We start from the raw sequence: 20,372 nt of genomic DNA, 5'->3' as shown, positions 1-20,372 counted from the left end.
AGTGCGGGGTCTTGCGATTCATCGGGTATCTGTCAGCATCAGGCGCGGGCATAGCGTTCACCACTGCTTCTAACCGTTTCTTTGCTCTTTCCCTTGCCCGAACCCTTGCGCTGCTCATAGAACTCGGACAGCCATTGCTCGGGGCGGAGCTCGTTAGCTGGGACGCCGGTTACTTCAGCCTGCTGCTCCAGCACCTGATGCATGATTTCGATGTTGTCGGTGGAAGCGGAGATGACCGCCAGAGCGTCATCCATGCCGCGTAGATTGAGCTGGCAGACGCTGGACGCATGGCCCTGCTTGACCAGGAAGCAGCGCGAGCGCTCATCCAGACTGACCACCACCTGGTACTCGGCTTCGGTCAGCTTCAGACCGTCGATGTAATCGTCGCGGCTCGCGTTGGGGTTAGGCAGCAAGATCATGGTTGCGGTTTGCTCGATCAACGCGGCGGCGATATCGCTGGCCAGCGCGTCTTCCGGGCTCTGCGTGGCGAAAATGCCCAGGCCGTTCTGCTTACGGATGGTCTTCTGCTTGTTCTTGGCGAATTCCTTCAGACCGCCCTTGCCGTCGAGGATCTTCCAGAATTCGTCCATGACGTAGATCAGGCGGCGGCCGTCGATCAGCGCCTCCAGACGGTGTAGCAGGTAATTGATCACCGGCACGCGCACTTCGGGGTTGTCGATGATGTCGGTGTAGTCGAAACCGATGATGTTGGCTTTCTGCAGATCGATGGTGTCCACCGGGTTGTCGAACACCCAACCGTGCGAATTGCCGGCGGTCCACCTGCGCATGCGCGCGAACAGACCGTCGTCGCCCATATTGGGCAGACTCTTCTGGAAGTTGGTCATATTGCGCAGATGCATGGGCGTGTCGAGCATGTTCTCGACCGCGCGGAAGATGTCCTCTTCCTCGCGCGACGTATAGCCGGCCTTGCCCGCAAGCACCTTCATCAGATCGGCCAGGAACTGGAGGTTGGCCTCGTTGCGCTCGCAATGGAAAGGGTTGAAACCGGTGGGCCGGCCATTCTCCAGAGCCAGGTAATTGCCACCGCAGGCGCGCACGAAGATCTCGGCGCCGCGGTCTTTATCGAAGAAGAAGATGGTCGGCGACGGGTCCAGCTTCTGCACCTGGCTGAGCAGGAAGTTGATCAGCGCGGTCTTGCCGGTACCCGACTTGCCGATGACCATGGTGTTGGCGATGGCCTTCTCGCCCAGCGAATTCTCCGCCGGATGGGTGGCGTGGAAATTGAAGTGGTAGGGCTGACCATTGGTGGTCTGCAGGGTGGTGACGCACTCGCCCCACGGATTATTCTCTTTCTTGCCGGAAGCGAAATTGTGCAGCGGGGACAGGCCCAGGAAGTTGAGCGAGCTGACATTGGCCAGGCGCGTACGGTTCTTCCAGTTTCCCGGGAGCTGCGAATAAAACGAGGACGCCACGGCCAGATCTTCCTTGGTGGAGACAAAGCCGGCGTTGGACAGTTCGGCGCGAGCAGTAGCGGAGTTCTGCGACAACTTCTCCTGCGATTCGGCATATAGCGCCAGAGTGAAGTGGTATTCGCCAAGCACGAAGTTTCCGGACGCCAACTGGTCCATGGCCTGGTCCAGCTCGACGATCTGGCTGACCGCCTTGTCGCCGGAGGAAATCATCCGGCCCTTGGTGCGATCCAGCACCTTGAGCGCGTCCTGCCGGCCGATGGGGCTGAACGAGTGGGTCACCACGTATTCGAAATCCAGGTACTTCAATCCGTTGAGAATGCCGGGATAGGTGCCATCGGTGTATTCCTTGATGTTGAGAATAGCGCCGAAGTGGTTCACGCCGTTGGGCGTATTGATGATGAAGTCGCCGGTCTTGTCCGAGAACATGTGCCGGCTGACTGGCAAGTAGCTGTTCACCGGCGCGCTGAGCACCGGCACCGGTTCGTCGATGCGGTTGAGCAGGTAGCCGAAGAATTCCAGCGCTTCGGAGAACACCACGCCGTTGCTGGCTTCGTACATGCCCAGCCGATAGGGCGCGTAATCCTTCAGCACCGCTTCCAGGTTGCCCGCTAGCTCCTGGATCTTGGCGATGGCCTGGTCCTGCTCGGACTGCAACTGAGCGATGTTGGCGGACTTCTCCACCAATCTTTTGCCGGTCACGACCGGGCGATAGATCATGGTCAGGTACAGCTCGTTCTGCATGATCTTCTGCGAGGACAGCGACTCGAAGTAGGCGTCGGACATGTCCTGATTGAAGGCCTGACCGAACTTGCTGTGGGTTTTGATGCGACGCTTGCGGCGTATGTCGTGTACCCAGAACGCCAGATTGGCGAAGTCCGGAGCACGCAGCGTTTGCAGCATGCGGTTGAACGTATTGTGGCGGTGCTCGATTTCCCACTCGTCGCGCCCCACGAACGGCAGCCCGCCCAGGTGCCACACCAGCAAATAATCGCCGCCGGTGGTTTTGAGCACCGAGGGCGAGACGTGGGTGGAAAGCGGGATGAATTCGCTGATGGAGGTGTCGGGGGTGAACATACTTCGTTGTAATCCAGGGAATCGTGGAGCCGGGGACAATCGGGGAAAACGGGCGCGCCCGCCTAAGGACGCTGTGCGGGTTTGGTACGGTAACTATTAGGCGAGAACACCCACATACCCGAATGGTGTTTCAGGTTCCTTGCCTTCAACTTGAACTGCAGGCGCAAGCCCAGCAGACGAAAGATCATTTCGTCGCGCCTGGCCATCTGCCGCATGACCATGATCACCGGCGGCAGCAGGAGCAGGCAGTACATGTTGATGTAGAAGGTCAGCAGGATGCACACGCCGGCCGCCAGGAAAAACGGCAGGTAAGGTACGCCCAGAAACATGGCCGGGCGTGTGCAACCCCTGAACAGCACGTTTTTATGCATAGAACGTCGGCAGACTGTTCAACAGCATCGTGGTTCCGGTGCTGATATCTGCATCATCGCCCAGCAACATCTTGGCGAGCTGCGCCGCTGCGCCAATCAGGAAACCGCCGATGAGTACTGGCGCCACATCGGAAATTCTCTTATGTGCAAAAGCGATCTGATAACCGGCGAAAATCACCGCAATGGTGACCACCGCGATGGAAGCGATGTTGAGCAGGGAATTGAGTCCTGAGAAGAACCCTTTTACTTTGTCTTCTGCGTCGCCGAAGGCAGAGCCATTATCCTGCGCCAATACGACGCCAGGGGCTGCCAGTATGCCGACGAATACGACCGCCATGAGCAAGGAAGACATCAGCTTCTTGGCATGAGCATGAGATTCGTTATGGATGGCTGGTTTCATTTTTCAGATCTCCTTGGTTAAGTGCAAAACGGTAAAACAAGCGGCTGCGGATAAGGGTGAGCTGCCGCGGGGGGATGACGGGCTAGAAAACAAACGCCTCGTCGGTTGGCGGCAAGGGCATTGCGGATGCTGGTGTCGGAATTATCACTGGCGGGTTCGTCATCGACGGTGAAGCAGCGGCAGTGCTCTGCAGGACAACCGGGGCTTCCTGTACGAGTTCCGAAGTACGCGCCGGCGTGGTGCGTGGTGCATCCTGCGCCACTGCGGGCTGAGCCGAAATCCTGGAGGGGGCCGCCGACTGGGCCTGAGATACGGCGCCCTGCGGCGGAGCCGCATAGACCGGATAACGGCTTACCTCGACGGTCCGACGGGAAGGCCGGCTCACGACGGGTATGGCCAGGCCTCGCGGAGCGCTAGCGGATCCTGGAGCGGTCTGGCGCATCGAAGCGTAGATCTTCTGCACGTAGCCATGGCGATAACCGGTAACGAAATTACCGGAGTAGTAGCAACTGAACGATTTTCCCCAGTCGCCGCCCGAGCGGCCGTAGCATTCGGCCAGGATGCGCGAACCCGCTTGCAGGTTGGGGCAGACCTCGAAGGCCTTCTCATAGGAGTTCAGGCCGTACTTGCCGAGGTTATAGCGATTCACTTGGGCTACGCCCAGCGAGAAATTGAAGCCGCGGCTCTCCAGCATGCGGACCGTGGCGAGCGCTTCCGGAAGATTCTTCGGCTGCCGCACCAGATGCCCACCGACCACGCCGATGGCATAAGGATTGTGCGACGACTCTACGCGCACGACGTGATGCATGACGTCCGGCGGAACCGCCAGATCGGTGCAACTCATTAGCTCCATGCCAGGTAACACAGCGTACTCCTCCATTACACGCTTACCACTCTTCGACGATCATCCGATAAACCGTGAAATCCCACGGCTCTCCGAATTCACCACCGAATATCCCTGCACCCATATTTCATGAGCGGCATAGCGTTGTCAACTTGCTGTATCCGCAAAATTCTGCGGGGAAAATGTTACATATCTGACAGACTTCACGATTCTCACGTCCGCTATTGGTAGCATTCGTCGCCTCTTCGAAGAAATGCCAGCACAAGTAACCACGTGACTGTGCGCAAAGCCATCCGATAGCGTTATTCCTGATTACTCGGCGAACGTCCTCTCTGGATTGAAATCTATGCCTGTGATGCTGCGCTGGCCCGCATGGGCCTTGATGTGCACCAGGATGTCGATGGTCATCATCAGCAAGCGCTTGATGATGGCGAATTCCAATCCCGCGCCTTCCGCAGAGGCCTTGACCATCAGCGCCAGCTGGTCCCAGGTCTGAGTGGTGCTGCCGGCATGGCAGCTGGTGATGGAACCGGGATGGCCTGAGGCGCAGTTGCGGATGAAATAAAAGGATTCATCGCCGCGCAGCTCGGCCAGGATGATGCGGTCCGGCTTCATACGCAGGCACGCCTCCATGCAGCTCTTGGCGGTGACGTTGCTGGCGCTCTGCCCGCCCTTCGAATAAAGCAGGTGCACGGCGTTGGGCTGGCTGATGAACAGTTCCCGGGCGTCCTCGATGGTGACCAGGCGCTCGTCTTCGGGAATGTGGTTGACCAGCGATTTCATGAACGTGGTCTTGCCGCTGCCGGTGGCGCCCGAAACCACGATGTTCTTCTTGTACTGCACGGCCTTCTTGAAGAACTCGGCGTAGTTGCGCGAATACTTGAGTTCCAGCAACTCGCGATCGTGATCGCTCAGGACATGGCCTTGTTCGAGGATTTGGTCGAAGAACCCGTCCTCTTGGTATTGCTGCAGGGTCTTGGTGTGCTTGGACGGCAGGCGAATGGTGATGGACACCTTGCCTGCGTCGCAGGCCGGCGGAATCACGAACTGCGCACGCTGCCCGGTGGGAAAGGTCAGCGACACCACCGGGTCGGTATCGGTGATGCGCTGCCCGGTGTTGCTTTCGTTGACGACCGCGGTGCAGAACTGGCGCGCGCGCTCGAAGTTCAACGCCGGCACTTCGACGCGCTGCCAGCCTTGTCGGCTTTCCAGATAAATTTCGCCGGGCTTGTTTATGCAGATCTCGGTGACGTCGGGCGAACTCATGTACTCCAGAATTCCGAGCACCGAGTATTGATACTCCAGGAATTCATTGGAGACGCGCGCGACTGGGGACTCGTCCGTATCCATGGAGCTGGCCCGGGTCAGTTGCGGGCCAGCACGTTGGTGAAATCCACATCTTTGGAGACATAGACATTGACCACTGTGCCCTGATTGATGGTGACGGTGGGCGGACGGTTGATGCTCTTGTCCAGCGCCTGGTTGGCCAGACGCTCCATGGTCCTCGCGGTGGTGCTCTCGAACGGCGTATCGAGCACGGTGCCGTTGGTGATGGTGGTGGTGCGCGGACCATTCTCGGCAGCCGCGTAGCTGAAGGCGTCGCTGATCAGGCTGATCAGCAGCGCCGAGGCGATGCGGCTACCCCAGTGCGCGTTGTAGTCGCCCGGGTGGCCTGCGCCGCCCAGGTTGTCCACACCAGGACTAGCCATGCTGACATCGATGCCGTTGGGCGTGGTGATGCGGTCCCAGATCACCGCCACCCGCGGCCCCGTCGCACCGGCGTTGTTGTATCTGCCGGACATCTTGGAGCCCTTGGGCAGGAGCAGGCTGCGGCCGTTGATGGAATAGATCGGCTCGGTCACCACACAGGACGTGAATCCGGGGATATCGGTGATGATGCGGGTCTCGAGTACGCACCGGATATAGGTACCGCGCACCAGCAGGGCGTCTGGCCTATAGATGAACTGCGCGCTGGAAGGCTCGTTCTCAGGCGGCGCAACGGGTTGCGCTCCGGGAACCATGGGCTGCCCGTAAGCATTGCCTGGCGCATCCACGTTGGCGCTGTCGGCACCCGCGCTCATGCGGCGCTCCATCAGGGTGGGCGCGCGCGGCGCCGCGGGAACGTTCCCATCTCCATATTCAGACGGATCGGGCTGCTCCGAAGGCAAAGGCGGCAGCGCCGGCGCGGCGGCGTATTGCTCTACTTCTATCGGTTCTGGTTCCGCAGGGGCGCCGGTACTGCCGGGCAACTCCGGGATCACCACCTTTTCTTCGCGCACCGGCTTTGCGACTTTGTCGTCACCGGAGCTGGCGCTCTTGATCATCCAGAATGCCGCCACGACCAGCAACGCGACTATGCCTGCCAGAAACAGCAACGCCTTGCGGTTGAGCCGCTGCAGCTCGTTGGATTTCAATTGTGGTGCGTTGGCATCCAGGTCCGGCGGCGGCGCACCTTGCTGACTGGCGTAATAGGGGTTGCTGGTTTGATCGCGCGCATCCGCATCGCGATCGTGATCGCGATTATAGGAAGCGTTGGATTCGCCCTCTTCATCGGATCTGCCGGGCGGGTTGGGCGGCATGTTCTGGCTCATTGTGTTTTGTTCCTGCGCAGACCGACGGCGTTCTTGCCGTGCCGGATGACCAAATAGGGGTAGGTGCCGTGCACGATCAAGGTGTTGCCCTCAACCGTGGTGTTGACCACGAAATCTTCGCTGCCTTCGCGTTCGCGACCGAAGATGGCGGGGAAATTGCCGGTCGGAAACGCTTTCAGATCGCTCAACTTCACGTAGGTGAACTGACCGTCGTCATACACGTTGGTGGGTATCAGCCAGCCTTGTTTCTTGGCTCTACGCGTGGAGTAGTCGTAGTTGAAGTTGTAGCGCCGATTCTTGTCCAACTGCGTATTGAGCTGGGGTCCGCTTTCGACTTCGGCGACGAACTGGGTATCGTTCGGATAGGCGAAGGTGATCTTGTACTGCACGCCGGCCTGCTTGGCTTGGCTGAGCGCGGTCCAGTCGGTGGCCACCACTTTCAATTCGAAGATATAGGAATGGGTGGCGGTGCGGACCACCATATTGGTGTCCACGTCCACGTTCTTCGGTTTGAGATAGAACACGTTCTCGCGCCTGGTCAGGTCCCAACCTGCGCTGAAGCCGGTGCTGAAATCCAGGATCTTCTCGTTCGGGCTCAGCTCGATCTGGGTGGTGATGCCGAGACCGGTACGCACCTCGTAGATGCGGTCGGACTGGTATTCGTATTCCTGCACCACCTGCGCGCTGGCCGGCAGCGCAAGACAGAGCAAGGCCAGGAACAAAGTCGCTGCCAGGCACTGGCTACTCGTGCGTTTCATCGGTTGCTGGCTCCATTGGAGTTATCCGTGGGTAAAGGTGGCGGCGGTACGCTGCCCGGTTGCGCGGTGGCAGCGGGTGCGGCAGCCGGCGGCGCGGCGGGAGGATAGGTGCCGGCCGGATAGGCGGCCGGGGGATAACCCGCGTTCTCCGGCAGCGTTCCAGGCGGCGCGGCCGGCAGGGCATTCGGGGGCGCTTGCTGCATGACCGGCGCCGACGGAACCGCTGTTTCCATTGGCGGAGTGGCGTCGTAGTCGCTGTCGACGCGGTAGTTGGTGACCTGGAAGCCGAGTGGATTCTCGTGGCGGTACTTCTCGTCCATCTTGAGGTTCGATTTGTAGGTGAACTCGATGGTGGCGATCTTGCTATCGAGCGGCGCAGAGGCGCCAGAGGCCTTGTCGAATAGGCTGCGCTGGAACCGCACGGTGGCCCCCTTGTATTTGATCTTGCCCGAGCCGGGTATCAACGAAATGCTCAGGATATTGACCCGGATCGCTTTGCTCTTGCCGTAGATATTTCGCGGACCGCTGGGATTCTTCACGTTGTGCAGGCTGGTGTAACCCGCAGCGACGTCTGGAGAGGACATGCTGTAGACGGTGGTCCAGTCGCGCAGGTTGATCAGTGCGAGGTCGTAGGATTCCCTGGCCAGAACGAAATGGGCCACGTTGCTGCGGTTGATCGCTTCGCTGCTGGTGATGCTGCGATCGCCGAGGTCCTCATCGAGCCTGGCGACCGAACTGGTGCCGGTGTAGGCGTCGGCCATTACCAGATAAGGGACTTTTTCCTTCAGCGGCAACATGTAGAAATAGCCTGCCGCCAAGATAAGCGACAACACGATGGCGCCGGAGGCGACGAACCATGCCCTGCGCTCGCTGCGCCTGGCCATATCGGCCAGGGTGATCTCGAAATTGACCGCCTTGGAAACCGCGTTATCGATCTGCGGCGATGAAACTCTCTTCCCGAACATCAACTTAATTCCTTGAAGCCGCTAGGGGGTGCTGACCTGGAGATATTCCGACCGTGCTCAGGGAGCGGTCGCCGGCGTATCCACCGCCGCGGGCGTGTCCCCACCGGCCTCGGCCACGCGGACAACGATCTGGTTGTTGCTGGCCGTGACCGATACCCGTTGCCCCGCGTAAGCAGAGGTCAACTGCGAAACGGCCTGCTGCAGATCGTTGGTCTGGATCTGCGCCACTGGCCCGTACAGCGTGAAATCCGAAGGGTGCAGATAGGACAAGGTCATCTTCGAATCGTTCGCCCAGCGCGTGAGCATGGTCTTGAGCGTGCCATCCATGGGCGAGGCATGGAACACGTAGGACTGGTACAGGGGAATCTCTTCGGCCGTCGCCGCGTAGCGATTCACCGCTTTCCAGCGGCCACCAAAATCCGGAGCCGGGCGCGTGGCGCATCCGGACAACGCGACAACCGATAGGATCAACACGCACCAGTAGCAGCCAGCCAGAGTTTTATGTTTCACACTTCACCAACGGATGAGATTGAAAGGATCGACTGACGCGCCGATGCCGCCGGGCGGCCGGCATGGCGATGGGAATAAGAGGCAAGCGAAAGGCGCGGTCCAGCACGGCCAGTGACGGCGGTGCGTACCGCGAAGCGAATTGCAAAAGTAGGAATCGCGCGAACGGATCCGACTTGCCGGCCGTCATATCCCTGACCCGCATCGGCAGTGACCGCAGAGGAATTTCGCGACATTAGTACCCCACCTCCCTGGCAGAAACGCTCCATGAAACACTTTCCCCGTGAATTGCGTCCGATCCGGCAACGCTCAAGGGCGCGCGTGGATGGCGATCTCGCCTAAACAGGCGGATATGCAATCTAGTCGAAAATTAGCTCGATACAACCGGCATAGTCAAGCACTGTGACCGCGCGCAAGTTGAATGTCACATTTTGCAAATCGCGAATCGCGTTGTTTCGTTCGCGCGGGTGGGCAAACGATAAGGCGATTATTGCGTCGTAATGGGTAGGTGACTATCGGTAGCATGGTCTTTTCGATCAGCTGCCTTTACCGGCGTTTTTATGATCCTTGGCCACAATGCGCTCCCGCAGGTCATCCTATGTAACGCCGATGAAACAATGCGATGCGTAACTGAAAGAATCCGTGCCGCGATTTTCACGCACACGCCGCTAGCGTGAGACTGTCCCCACTCCGGACGGTACGCTGCGCATGAATAAATTCCACAAACGGGACTTTCCCACGGACCAGGTGCGCCGCTTCCTGGAACCAGGCCCCATCGTGCTGGTGAGCTCGGCATGGAAGGACGAGCGCAATATCATGACCATGGGCTGGCACATGATGATGGGGTTCGATCCTTCGCTGTTCGCCTGCTACCTCTGGGAAGAGAACCACAGCTTCGAGTTGATCAGGCGCAGCAAACAGTGCGTGATCAATTTGCCCACGCTGGATCTGGTGGATACCGTGGTGGGTATAGGCAACTGCAGTGGCGCGGATATCGACAAGTTCGAGAAGTTCGGGCTCACCGCACAGCGCGGCGGCAAGGTGGAAGCGCCCCTGCTAGCGGAATGCCATTCCAACTTCGAGTGCCGACTTTACGACGGCAGCCAGGTGGGCAAACACGGGCTCTTTATTTGGGAGATAGTGAAGGCACACGTCGCAATCGCACCGAAGATTCCGCAGACCGTGCACTATCGCGGAGAGGGGAAATTCATGGTGTCGGGGCCGGATATATCGCGGCGCAGCCGGTTCAAACCCGGCAATCTGTGAGGCGCTTCATATGTACTGCGCGATTCTGCTGCGCACCGCCCTTCCTGGCTGCCAACCCATTCATTGCCTCGCCTGCGAGGCGTGCTCAGCCGCGTCTTTCGGCTCGGGTGCCGACGCATCGGCCGCCTTGCTTGCGTTCGAATGCGGGAGAACGACGCGGTCCAAGTTGCGTGGTGGCGTAGCGGTCTGTGCGTATAGCTTCGACGGCGTCGCGTGGACTGTCTGGGAAACGTTCGCCTCCGACAACTGGGCCATCAGATGCTGAGGAAGCAGGGCCGATAGGAACGCGAACAACCAGGCGAGCAGTTTGCGCAGGGAAAACAGGAAGACGGTATTGCTCATGGTGCACCCGGCCTGTGTGGAGTGCCGGCGAGAATAGTCGCCGCTTTGCCGGTCTTGGCGGCGGCGGCGACGGGACGCGGGATGGCGCGACGAAACGGGTAAATTTGGTGCCGGAATCCGGCGGCTGGGGCGAGCAAAGCCTGCTGGGGCGCAGGATCCGGGATCCGACAGCTGGCGCATAAGGCAGGAGCGCCTAGGAGTTAGCGCACCGAAGAAGGCGAATCGACAACCGAATCAGGTGCGCGTGCGGCAACGACAAAGCCGCACGGCGTTGCGCCCTGGCGAAACCGTACCCGCATTTCTTCACCTGAGACACTTTCTTCACGTGAGGCAAGCGTCCGCTCGCGCATGTTGCCGATGCGGCACTCGTTGCCGCAGGCAATGGAGGAGAACGACTTGAATCAGCACAATCCCAATCCCGGCGGACCTTTCCAGCCCCCTGCCCCGCGGCCCGGCGAAGCACCGAATCCCGCGCGCGATACGCCGCCCTGGCAGCCCAGCGACCCGGTATTCCCACCCTCGCACGATCCCGGCGTGGATCCCAATGGCCCACCGCCCGCCGATCCTGCCCAGCCTGGGCCCTAGCAGAACGTCGGCTTTTCAGAACAGGCGCAACGCCCGCAGCTGCGGGCGTTGCCTATTCGATGCTGATGATCGTCGCCGCGTTGCCCGCCAACTCCAGCGTGGCCCCCAACGCAACCGCCTTGCCGCTCACCGCATCGCGGCCCTTGCTGCCGGTTTTGATGAACCTGCCGAACCGTTCCAACGCAATCGGCGTGGGTTTGGCATTTCGGTTCAAGGCCACCATGACGGTGTCTTGGCCGTCGTAGCGGAAGTAGACGTACACGCCGTCGATCGGCGCGAAGTGCTGCAGCTTGCCGTGCTGCACGACCGGCGTGTTCCTGCGCCAGTCGAGCAGTCGCCGCAGGTAATCCTGTGCGTCGCGTTCAGCCGCCGACAGACCGGCGCCGGTAAAAGCGTTCTTCGCATCGCCCGCCCAGCCACCGGGCATGTCGGCACGGATGGTGCCGTCTTCGCGTTCGCGCGGCCCTTCCATCAGCACCTCTGAGCCGTAGAAGAACTGCGGCGTGCCGCGCACCGTGGTCAGGTAGGCCATCGCGATCTTGAACAGCGCGACGTCGCCCTTCACGTTGGCGAGCATGCGTGTGGTGTCGTGGTTTTCGGCGAAGACGACCAAGCGATCCGCATCCGGATACAAGTAATCGTTCGCCAACGCCTCGTATAGGCGGGTCCACCCCGTATCCCAGCCTTCCGGCTCCTTTAACGCATCGCGCAGTGCGGTGTGAACGGGGAAATCCATCATGCTCGGCATGTGCGGAACGTGGCCGTCCGGATTGACCTTGCCGCGTTGCCAATGCGCGACCGTAGCGGGACTGGCACTCCATTCCTCGCCGACCATGCTGAAGTCCGGATATTCGTCGAGCACCGCCTTGCCCCACGCGCTGAGGAATTCGGTATCGGCGTAACCGAAGGTGTCCTCGCGGATACCGGATAGGCCGGCGTACTCGATCCACCACAGGCTGTTCTGGATCAGATAAGTGGCCAGGTGTGGATTGCGCTGGTTGAGGTCGGGCATGCCTGGCGAGAACCAGCCTTCCACGAAGTCCGCCCGATCCTGCGGCGCCGCGTGCGGATCCTGCACCGTGGTGCGGCGATGATTGGTGGGTGCGAACTTGCCGCCGTGGTTGATCCAGTCCGGCGTGGGCAGGTCGCGCATCCACCAGTGGCTGGAGCCGATGTGGTTCAGCACCACGTCCATGATCAGGCCGATACCCTTGGCGCGCGCGCTGCGGGAAAGCGCGCGGTAATCCTCATTGCTGCCGAAGCGCCGATCGACGCGATACAGATCGGTGATGGCGTAGCCGTGGTAGGAAAACTTCGGCTGGTCGTTTTCCAGCAGCGGCGTGGGCCAGAGCTGAGTGAAACCCATGCCGGCGATGTAGTCGAGATGTTCGGAGATGCCCGCGATGTCTCCGCCGTGACGTCCATTGGGCGAAGCGCGATCGGCCGGCTCCCGCATGGCGGCGACACTATCGTTGCTGGGATCGCCATTGGCGAAGCGGTCCGGCGTGATCAGGTAGATGGCATCGGAAGCATCGAATCCCTTGCGCGCCGCCGAACCGGCTTCGCGCGCGTCCAGGCGGAATGGATGGCGCGCCGCCATGCGGTCGCCGTCGACGAACTCGATGTCGAACGTGCCGGGACTGGCGCTGCCCGATATCTCAAGCGTGACGAACAGATAATTGGGATTCGCCACCCGCTGCACGTCGACCACGCTCACGCCGGGTTGCGAGAGCCGGGGCTGCAACGGTCCGATCGCGTTACCGTGCACCATCAACTCGACGCGGGAGTGCTTCATGCCCACCCACCAGCTGGCGGGTTCCAGATGATCGATGGCGAAGTCGCGCGCGGACGCGGACGCGCTGAGCATCAAGCCGAAACAGAAGGCGATCACCGCTTTCATGCGCGCTGTTTTCATACAAGATTCCGAAGGTCGTCGAATGGCGGATGCATTCGCGATGTGCAGCGAGGCTACAAGCCGGAACCGCTTGCGGGAAATGAATTCGTATGTACTGCGACGCAGCAGCGGCGCGGCGCTTGGCTTCCGACGCCTCCCAAACAAGGACGGCAGCCTTGCGGCCGCCGTCTTTCTTACTGCAATCGCGCTGGGCGAATTACTTGCCCTTGCCGTTGCCTTTTTCCTTGCCGTTGCCTTTTTCTTTGCCGCCGCCTTGGCCCTTGTCCTTCCCTTTGCCGCCATGGTCGCCGCTTTCGTGACCAGACTTTCCATGCCCACTATCGGCGGCAGAACGCGGGGCGTTGCCCTTGCCCTGCGACTTGCCAGGACCGTGCTTGGACCAGTCGACGTGCACGGGACGATCGATGACGACCGGATAACCCCATCGCCCGTAAGTAGACACCGTGCCGCGCTTCAAGGCATGAAAGGCCGGAGAGCCCGGCTTGATGCCATAGTGCTTGGCCACATTGCCCCAGCCCAGACCGGGATTACGGTCGTACTCGCGCACCACGTTCACGCACGGAATGCCCAGCGAATGAGCCAGTGCGCAGGCGTAATAAACGTCGGCCGGCGCCCAGCGACGGCGATCCAGCAACTCGACGATCAGGCTGCGCGGCGCACCGTAATAACCGGTCATCTCGCCCACGAACGGATCGCGGTAGCGCCGGCCGTAGTCGTTGATCTCACCCAAGCGGGTATCCACCCATACGTCGCCGGTGCGGATGTTGTAACCCACCGTCTGCGCCGAAGCCGCTACACCCATACCCAGTCCCATCGCCAACGCGGCGGCCAGGCCGATCTTCTTCAATGTCTTCATCATTCGCCCTCCTTGTGAAACGTGGAGCAAGTGTCGGCGTCGTCGGGTGAATCAAACCTTACGAACTCGTTATCCCCTTACCGTCCCGGGGACGCGGTTAAGCGAGCGCTCCCGAGGCTGTAATCGCTCTTTCTCTCAATAAGGAGAGCCACCCGCCTGAGAGGAGACGAGCACACCGGCTTCAACGGACACCGTATAAGTGGTCCCGCCGGCAGGCATCCAGTTAGTGAGATCGAAACCATCGCCGGCGGTAATGCGCGCGACGCCGATATTGCGGTAGGTCAACGGTTTCTTGGCGGCGCAGACCTGCGGCAATCCCGGTGCCTGCAGGAAATAGACCTTCCCGGAGCCAACCACACTGGCGTAGCCGCCATTGGCCACCAGCAGTGCGGTCATTTCGTCCACCGCGATGCCGCGCGGCGCAGCGCTCCAGCCGTAGGCGGCCACCCGGCACAGGAAGGCGATGTCGCGGCCCATGCGGTCGCGCGCGGCGAAGTGCGGATCTCCGATCACGCCTTGCAGTACCGGCACGCTGGCGAAGTCGCGGTCGAAACTCATATAGCGGTTGAACGGATCGGCCACGGCCTGACTGCTGGTCACGCCCTGGCTGGCCTGCGCCGTGTAGACGAACTGGGTCAACACGTTCAATCCGGCGCTGGTTCCACCCACCGGCACGCCCTGGGCGATGCGCGCATTGAGCGTGGACTGCACCGGCGTGTTCTTCCAGAAATTGATGTAATTGGACTGGTCGCCGCCGGCGATCCACACCACTTCGGCCTGAGCGATGATCGCCGCCACCGCCGGCAGATTGGCGGCCGTGGCGCTGGGAATGATCAACGTGGCCACCGAGTTCGTGTTGGGACACAAATCGCGCACGTAAGGATTGTAAGCATCGGTGCCTGTGGCGCGGATCACCAGGAAATCGCCGTTGCCGCCCAGGCCGCACAGCCATTGGAAAGCCTGGTCGACATCGGTGCCTCCGCCCATCAGCACCACGCCGGGAGTGGTGGCCGGCGCTACATCGGCGACATTGCCGACGCGCAAGTAGGTATAAGGCGGCGCTTTTGCGGCCAGCGCCGGAGTGGCCAGAACGAAAGCAGACAAGAGCACCAGCAGGCAACGCAGCATGGAACACCTCGTAGTCGGAGCAATCCGTGTGGGAGTGTGCATAGGGCCCCGTGGCCACACAAGCTGCACTGCGGGGTAGCTCCACCGCGTCGTTCTATTTCGTACGAATCGTCGCGAACAATGCAATCACCACTCGATCAAACGAGAGAGATTCCATACCGCGACTTCCCTGTCCGTGGTTTGCTCGTAGATCGAGAACTTTATGGTCTTCGATTCGTCGCCGGACAGGAAGAAGCAGGCGGCATCGCGCGCAAGCGATTCTTTGGCCTCCCGCGTGCTCTTTTGCCAAGCGGGCCCGACCCAGAGGATCGGGCGGCCATTATCCACCGAGGCATTGATCACCAATCCCAGCGGAATGCCGGCTTCGAGTTTCGCCCGGCATTCCTGCATCCGCGCCGTCGCCTGCGCCGGACTGCGCGGTGCGGCCGTCGCCACTCGTGCGGGTGCGGTGGCCGACGCTGCAGGATCATCGGCAGGCGAACACGCGACGAGCAGAAATACGATGGCGAGGAGCACGGCTGCCATACCAGTCTTCAACGGCATTTCCAGTTCTTCTCGCGTACGGCCAGCATCGCGCAACCTCCCCATGCATGGAAATTGTCGTTCTTTCCGATCCATTACCATCTCCTCGCCTCTGGACGCATCCTGACGAAGGCTTCCGTCCGATTCAAGCCATTCTGCGCGGCTTCGGCGAAGTCGGGCGCGCAGCCTTGGTTTTGCGCAAATTGTCCGCTTGCCATCCGCCTCTTGGAGCGACCCTTCCGATCGGATACGGTCGGACGGAGAATTCCGGGGACGAGAACGAAATGACCTACCGACCGCGCACATTGGCTTGCGTCGCCCTGCTGGCGATCGTCTCTTCCGTAAAGGCCGTAGATGCGCCGACGCGGTCCGCAGACATCCTTGCCCAACAGCAAACGATCCGCGCCGACATGAAGGCCAAACGGGAACGCTACGCGAACATGCCGCGCGATGCGCAGAAGTCTGTTCTGTCCGATCAGGAAAAGTTGGAGAAGCTGCTGGAAGGAAAGACAGATACATCGCAACTTGCGTCCACCGATCAGGCGGAGGTCCGCAGATTGATGGCTCGGATCGAGGCGACCGTCAACAACAACCAGAGCGAACGCCTGGTCTGCACCCAGGAGGCGCGGACCGGAAGCAATTACGTCAGCCGCGTCTGCCGCACACCGGCACAGCTCCGCGAACAGAAGGAGCGGGGCGAAAAACTACTCGAGGACGAGGTCTCTCGCGTCAAGTGCAACGACCGCGCCGGATGCGTTTAGAGGTCCTTTCGGCAACCTCGGCGTATCGCTAGCGGATGGGTCGACGCTAGACTGTGTCCTGCCTGGGTCGCCAGGACCAGCACAGGACGAACCATGATCAACAACGACGTGATGCGCAGCATCCGCTACATGCTGGATCTCGGCGACAGTAAGGTGGTCGAAGTGATCCAGTTGGCCGATGCGGATTTTCCTATCGAGAAGACCCAGGTGCATGCGCTCCTAAAAAAGGAGGACGAGGAAGGATTCGTCGCCTGCAGCGACCGCGTGCTCGCGCATTTCCTCGATGGCCTGGTGTTCTATTACCGCGGACGGGACGAAAGTCAGCCGCAGCGCCCGGTGGAAACCCGCATCACCAACAACGTGGTGTTGAAGAAGTTGCGCGTCGCTTTCCAGTTGAAGGACGTGGATATGCACGAGGTCTTCGAGGCCGCTGGCTTCCCCCTCACCAAGCCGGAACTGACCGCCCTGTTCCGACAAGCCGGCCACAAGCACTACCGTCCCTGCGGCGACCAGATACTCCGCAATTTCCTCAAAGGGTTGACGGTGCGTTTTCGAGGCGACGGCGTAAGGTGATAACCCCACCACGACGCGGTGGCCCGCTATTTCCTGCTTAGATTACGCCTCTTCCAACCTGACCTATGGATACGAAGCAACTGAAAGAATTCTGCGCCCGCCTTCCTGGCGCTTCCGCGCAGTTGCATGGCGCGCCCGCGAACATCCTGGTCTATGGCGTGGGTGGAAAACGCTTCGCGCATTTCAAGACCAGCCAGCCGGAGCAATGGCGCTTCAGCATCAAGGTTTCGTCGGAACGCTTCCTTGAACTGACCGATATCCCCGGCATCAAACCCGCCCGCTGGCTGGCCCGTTTCCATTGGGTCACGATCGTGGATGTGCGCAGCGTGCCCGCCGACTATCTGCGCGAACTTGTGGAATGGTCGTACCACAAGGCGCTGGGGTCGTTAAGCAAAGCGCGTAGGGCAGCGCTTTTGTCGTCTTCGCTCTGAACTATGGCCCTGGCCGACCGCAGGCAGCTCGCTGCCTGCGGTCGGCTGTTGCGTGGTTGCGGGGTTACAACTTGTAGCGGAAGCCCAGCATGTACTGGCGACCGTACTCGGTGTATTCCTCGGGGAAGAACAGACCCAGCCCGTTGGAGTCGCTGACTTCGGTGCGGAAAGGCTCGTTATTCAGGTTGTTGACCTGGAACATCAACGACAGACCGCCCAGTTTGCTGGATTCGGGGAAGTCGTAGCTCACCTGCAGGTCGATCGTGCGCTCGTTCAACGTGTAGCGATAGTTGCGTTGGCCGAAGATATAGCTGTACTCGCCGCGGTACGGGTCGCGGAAGCGCTGGCTCACGCGCGCCGAGAACCCGTTCTTTTCGTAGTAAAGCGTGGCATTGGCAACGATCTTCGATAGCCCGGGAAACGTGTCGGTACCACTACCCTGGTCTGGACCATCGGGGTCGATCGACGATTCGGTGTAGGACGCATTGAGCAACAGGCCGAACCCATCCAGCATCGGATGCAGCAGATCGCCACTCAGCGCACTGCCGAACTCCACGCCGCGCATGTAGCCACCCGTGCCATTGGCCGGGCTGGAAAAGGTGCCCCAGTCAGAGCTCGGTGGCACGTCCCCTTCGTACTCGTAACCGGCGAAATTCCACGGGATGGTTTGGGTGTAGATGTACGAATCCAGATCCTTGTAGAACACGGCCACGGCCACGTAGCTCGAATTGGATTCGCCGAAATACTTCTCGACGGACAGATCCACTGCATTGGCACGGTAGGGTTCCAATTGCGGGTTGCCGCCACTGCCGGTCCATTCGCCCACACCATTGGTGACGGCTACCCCGACGCTGCCGAATGCGCCCATGTCGTTGATGCGCGGACGCATCAGTTCGCGGGCCGCGCCGAAGCGGACATTCCAACCATTGCCGAAATCGGCTACGAGATTCAAGCTGGGAAGAATGTCTCCGTAGCTGGCGCCCAACGAATCGACCGCCACAGGACCGCTAGCGTCGATGACCACCCCGCTCGAGGCTTGTTCGGTGCGGATGTACTGCACGCCGACGTTGCCGCGCAGGCGCACCGTATCAGTCAGATCCATGTCGAGGTTGGCCTTCGCGTAGAACGTGCGAATCTCTTCCTCGATACTTTGGTCCTTCTGCAGATCGTCGTTGCTCTCGCTCAGATACACGTCGTAATACCGACCAAGCAGCTCGCGCGGGTCGAAACTGATCACGTTGCCCATGCCAGCGAAGCCGAGATCGGTGGGCGTGGACAACAAGGAGGGATCGACCAGGGTCGGCACACGGCCCGGCAGATCGGCGAAGTAGACCTGCGCGCTCTTGTCCTTGGTACGTTTGCTGTAGTTGAAACCGACGTCGTAACTGCGCAGGAAGTCCGAAGATTCCACCAGACGGTTCAGGTCCAGCCGGAACGACTTGAGCGTGTCTTTCTGCTGCGAATCCTCCATGCGTCCGTCATGACCCCATCCCTGTGGGTCGCGCAGGTAGACCGAATTCGGATCGGACAAATCAGGCAGAGCGTAGTTGGCGTAGCCTGCCGTCAACGGAATCTCGAAGTCAACGTCCAGCCCACCCAGCATGCCTGCGTAGGTTTCCAGCGCGGACTGGTCGCGTTCGGCGCGCGAATAGCTGGCATCAGCGTTCAGCGTGTACACGCCCCACTTGAACTCATTATTCCAACCGATCGCGGATAGCTTGTCTTCGCGCTGGTTATCGTCGTTGCGCACCACCGGCTGGATTCCGCTCAAGGTGCCGCTGGTGACCACCGGATAGCCGTGGTACTCGGTGGTATTGGCGGCGGTATAGGTCACCGCACCGCTGTTCCACCATGGATCATTGGTCCACATCGTGCCGCGCATCGACTCCTGCTGTTCGAACTTGGAGTGGTACATGTCCAGTACGCTGTGCCAGGTATCGTTGGGCTTGAATTCCAGCACCGCCATGACGCCATCGCGGGTCATGTCTCTGGACTTCACCCAACCCTCGGCGCCCTGCAGGGCGATTGCATCGGCGGGCTTGGCGCCCTGCGGCGTGCCCCATAAATCGGTATTGGCCCACCACCACGATTTGTAGTGCTTTTCCTGGAACGGCGAGTTGAGGCGGGCGACACCGATGGCAACGCCAATAGTGTTGTCAGCGAACTGGTCTACGTAGGAAGCCGAGAGTCGATAACCCTTGTCCTTGCCCCCTGCCGTCAAATCGCCAAGCGAGTTGTACTCGCCTTGGCCGCTGAACACGATGCGACGCTCGCCGAAGTCCAATGGACGAATGGTCTGCATGTCGACCGTCCCCGAGAGACCCTGCCCCACCAGCGAAGCGTCGGGTGTCTTGTAGACGACGACGGCGTTGATCAGTTCGGCTGGATATTGGTCGAACTCGACACCGCGGCTATCGCCGGTGCTGACCTGTTCGCGGCCGTTGAGCAACGTGCCGGCGAACTGTTCGGACATGCCGCGGATATGGATGACCTGCCCTCGCCCATCTACGCGCTGCATCGTCAGGCCCGGCAGACGCGAGATCGAGTCTGCGATGCTAATGTCTGGCAGCTTGCCGATGTCTTCTGCTGAGATCGCCTCTACAATCGAGCTCGATTCGTTTTTTACTTCCACCGACTTGGCGATACTCTGCCGAATCCCGGTCACCGTGATCCTGTCCAGCGTACTGACTTCCGCCTCTTGCGCGGAAGCCGGGTCCGCCGGCGCTACTTGCTGGTCCTGCGCATGCGCGAACTGCGCGGCGAATAGACCCAGACAGCAGGCGGTGGCCAGAACGCGCTTGCGTGGAACTGCTTGACGCGCGCTCGATATCATTCTTGAAGATTCACGTGTAGAAGCCATAGACCCTCCCCGGCACTTTTGACAGCGCTGTCTTATAATCCGCGAAAGTGCTTGTCAACCAATAACAAGGAACGTTATGGCACTTGTCGCGCTTACCTCACGATTGCAAGTACTTCGCCAGTAGCAATACGTCGTGGTCGTTGCGATGCAGCATGCACCTGCGCACGATGTAACGTTACATAACGCATTA

Annotated in this window: 20 protein-coding genes; 5 read left to right on the top strand and 15 right to left on the bottom strand. The window is 60.4% G+C overall.

From position 1 onward, the window contains the following. Positions 1 to 38: 38 nt before the first annotated feature. From AC1DTQ_RS13070 to AC1DTQ_RS13030, 9 genes are all read right to left on the bottom strand, one after another. On the bottom strand, positions 39 to 2,507 hold the full coding sequence (locus tag AC1DTQ_RS13070) for a VirB4 family type IV secretion/conjugal transfer ATPase (protein ID WP_477850137.1): 2,469 nt from the start codon (positions 2,505 to 2,507) through the stop codon (positions 39 to 41). A gap of 62 nt (positions 2,508 to 2,569) precedes the next feature. Then, on the bottom strand, positions 2,570 to 2,878 hold the full coding sequence (locus AC1DTQ_RS13065; RefSeq protein ID WP_477850135.1) for a VirB3 family type IV secretion system protein: 309 nt from the start codon (positions 2,876 to 2,878) through the stop codon (positions 2,570 to 2,572). Then, positions 2,871 to 3,278 carry a TrbC/VirB2 family protein gene (locus tag AC1DTQ_RS13060; protein ID WP_477850134.1) on the bottom strand — a complete coding sequence of 136 codons (408 nt, stop codon included), beginning with the start codon at positions 3,276 to 3,278 and terminating at the stop codon, positions 2,871 to 2,873. The genes AC1DTQ_RS13065 and AC1DTQ_RS13060 overlap by 8 nt, the downstream gene beginning before the upstream one ends. 82 nt (positions 3,279 to 3,360) lie before the next feature. Further along, positions 3,361 to 4,131, bottom strand: coding sequence for a lytic transglycosylase domain-containing protein (locus AC1DTQ_RS13055; protein WP_477850611.1), 771 nt, complete (start codon positions 4,129 to 4,131; stop codon positions 3,361 to 3,363). 303 nt (positions 4,132 to 4,434) lie between these two features. Beyond that, positions 4,435 to 5,472 carry a P-type DNA transfer ATPase VirB11 gene (gene virB11, locus AC1DTQ_RS13050; protein ID WP_477850133.1) on the bottom strand — a complete coding sequence of 346 codons (1,038 nt, stop codon included), beginning with the start codon at positions 5,470 to 5,472 and terminating at the stop codon, positions 4,435 to 4,437. Between the two features lie 14 nt (positions 5,473 to 5,486). After that, entirely contained in the window at positions 5,487 to 6,713 is a 1,227-nt protein-coding gene (locus AC1DTQ_RS13045; protein ID WP_477850131.1) for a TrbI/VirB10 family protein, read from the bottom strand. Next, complete coding sequence (locus AC1DTQ_RS13040; protein WP_477850129.1) at positions 6,710 to 7,471, bottom strand: TrbG/VirB9 family P-type conjugative transfer protein; 762 nt, start codon at positions 7,469 to 7,471, stop codon at positions 6,710 to 6,712. The genes AC1DTQ_RS13045 and AC1DTQ_RS13040 overlap by 4 nt, the downstream gene beginning before the upstream one ends. Beyond that, complete coding sequence (locus tag AC1DTQ_RS13035) at positions 7,468 to 8,436, bottom strand: VirB8 family type IV secretion system protein (RefSeq protein ID WP_477850128.1); 969 nt, start codon at positions 8,434 to 8,436, stop codon at positions 7,468 to 7,470. The genes AC1DTQ_RS13040 and AC1DTQ_RS13035 overlap by 4 nt, the downstream gene beginning before the upstream one ends. A 57-nt stretch (positions 8,437 to 8,493) precedes the next feature. Further along, positions 8,494 to 8,910: a TcpQ domain-containing protein gene (locus AC1DTQ_RS13030; RefSeq protein ID WP_477850610.1), complete on the bottom strand. Its 417-nt coding sequence runs from the start codon at positions 8,908 to 8,910 to the stop codon at positions 8,494 to 8,496. 741 nt (positions 8,911 to 9,651) lie between these two features. Here AC1DTQ_RS13030 and AC1DTQ_RS13025 point away from each other — a divergent pair. Next, positions 9,652 to 10,209, top strand: coding sequence for a flavin reductase family protein (locus AC1DTQ_RS13025; RefSeq protein ID WP_477850126.1), 558 nt, complete (start codon positions 9,652 to 9,654; stop codon positions 10,207 to 10,209). A gap of 60 nt (positions 10,210 to 10,269) precedes the next feature. Here the strand turns inward: AC1DTQ_RS13025 and AC1DTQ_RS13020 are convergent, their stop codons facing one another. Beyond that, the gene (locus AC1DTQ_RS13020) at positions 10,270 to 10,551 is read right to left on the bottom strand and encodes a hypothetical protein (RefSeq protein WP_477850125.1); all 282 of its coding nucleotides are present in this window, start codon (positions 10,549 to 10,551) and stop codon (positions 10,270 to 10,272) included. Positions 10,552 to 10,947: 396 nt separating this feature from the next. On the opposite strand from AC1DTQ_RS13020, the gene AC1DTQ_RS13015 reads away from it, so the two are divergent. After that, complete coding sequence (locus AC1DTQ_RS13015) at positions 10,948 to 11,136, top strand: hypothetical protein (RefSeq protein ID WP_477850124.1); 189 nt, start codon at positions 10,948 to 10,950, stop codon at positions 11,134 to 11,136. Between the two features lie 52 nt (positions 11,137 to 11,188). On the opposite strand, the gene AC1DTQ_RS13010 is transcribed toward AC1DTQ_RS13015, so the two are convergent. From AC1DTQ_RS13010 to AC1DTQ_RS12995, 4 genes are all read right to left on the bottom strand, one after another. Next, the gene (locus AC1DTQ_RS13010) at positions 11,189 to 13,051 is read right to left on the bottom strand and encodes a glycoside hydrolase family 13 protein (protein ID WP_477850123.1); all 1,863 of its coding nucleotides are present in this window, start codon (positions 13,049 to 13,051) and stop codon (positions 11,189 to 11,191) included. Between the two features lie 196 nt (positions 13,052 to 13,247). After that, positions 13,248 to 13,907, bottom strand: a complete 660-nt coding sequence (locus AC1DTQ_RS13005; protein WP_477850122.1) for a hypothetical protein — start codon at positions 13,905 to 13,907, stop codon at positions 13,248 to 13,250. 135 nt (positions 13,908 to 14,042) lie between these two features. Continuing rightward, positions 14,043 to 15,035 carry a cyanophycinase gene (locus tag AC1DTQ_RS13000; RefSeq protein ID WP_477850120.1) on the bottom strand — a complete coding sequence of 331 codons (993 nt, stop codon included), beginning with the start codon at positions 15,033 to 15,035 and terminating at the stop codon, positions 14,043 to 14,045. Positions 15,036 to 15,161: 126 nt separating this feature from the next. Beyond that, on the bottom strand, positions 15,162 to 15,560 hold the full coding sequence (locus AC1DTQ_RS12995) for a hypothetical protein (protein ID WP_477850118.1): 399 nt from the start codon (positions 15,558 to 15,560) through the stop codon (positions 15,162 to 15,164). 65 nt (positions 15,561 to 15,625) lie between these two features. Here AC1DTQ_RS12995 and AC1DTQ_RS12990 point away from each other — a divergent pair, with 65 nt between their 5' ends. The 3 genes from AC1DTQ_RS12990 to AC1DTQ_RS12980 all read left to right on the top strand — a co-directional run bounded on the left by AC1DTQ_RS12990 (position 15,626) and on the right by AC1DTQ_RS12980 (position 17,322). Beyond that, positions 15,626 to 16,318: a hypothetical protein gene (locus AC1DTQ_RS12990; RefSeq protein ID WP_477850117.1), complete on the top strand. Its 693-nt coding sequence runs from the start codon at positions 15,626 to 15,628 to the stop codon at positions 16,316 to 16,318. A gap of 93 nt (positions 16,319 to 16,411) precedes the next feature. Further along, the gene (locus AC1DTQ_RS12985) at positions 16,412 to 16,891 is read left to right on the top strand and encodes a YehS family protein (RefSeq protein WP_477850116.1); all 480 of its coding nucleotides are present in this window, start codon (positions 16,412 to 16,414) and stop codon (positions 16,889 to 16,891) included. Between the two features lie 65 nt (positions 16,892 to 16,956). Continuing rightward, a complete protein-coding gene (locus tag AC1DTQ_RS12980; RefSeq protein WP_477850115.1) occupies positions 16,957 to 17,322 on the top strand; it encodes an MmcQ/YjbR family DNA-binding protein in 366 nt (121 codons plus the stop codon). Between the two features lie 64 nt (positions 17,323 to 17,386). Here AC1DTQ_RS12980 and AC1DTQ_RS12975 read toward each other — a convergent pair whose 3' ends face one another. Next, positions 17,387 to 20,155, bottom strand: coding sequence for a TonB-dependent receptor (locus AC1DTQ_RS12975; protein WP_477850114.1), 2,769 nt, complete (start codon positions 20,153 to 20,155; stop codon positions 17,387 to 17,389). Positions 20,156 to 20,372 lie beyond the last annotated feature (217 nt).

The organism is Pseudoxanthomonas sp. P4_B2, assembly GCF_056402315.1.
Note: the sequence above shows the minus strand (reverse complement) of the source record. Positions and strands in the feature narration are given on the sequence as shown.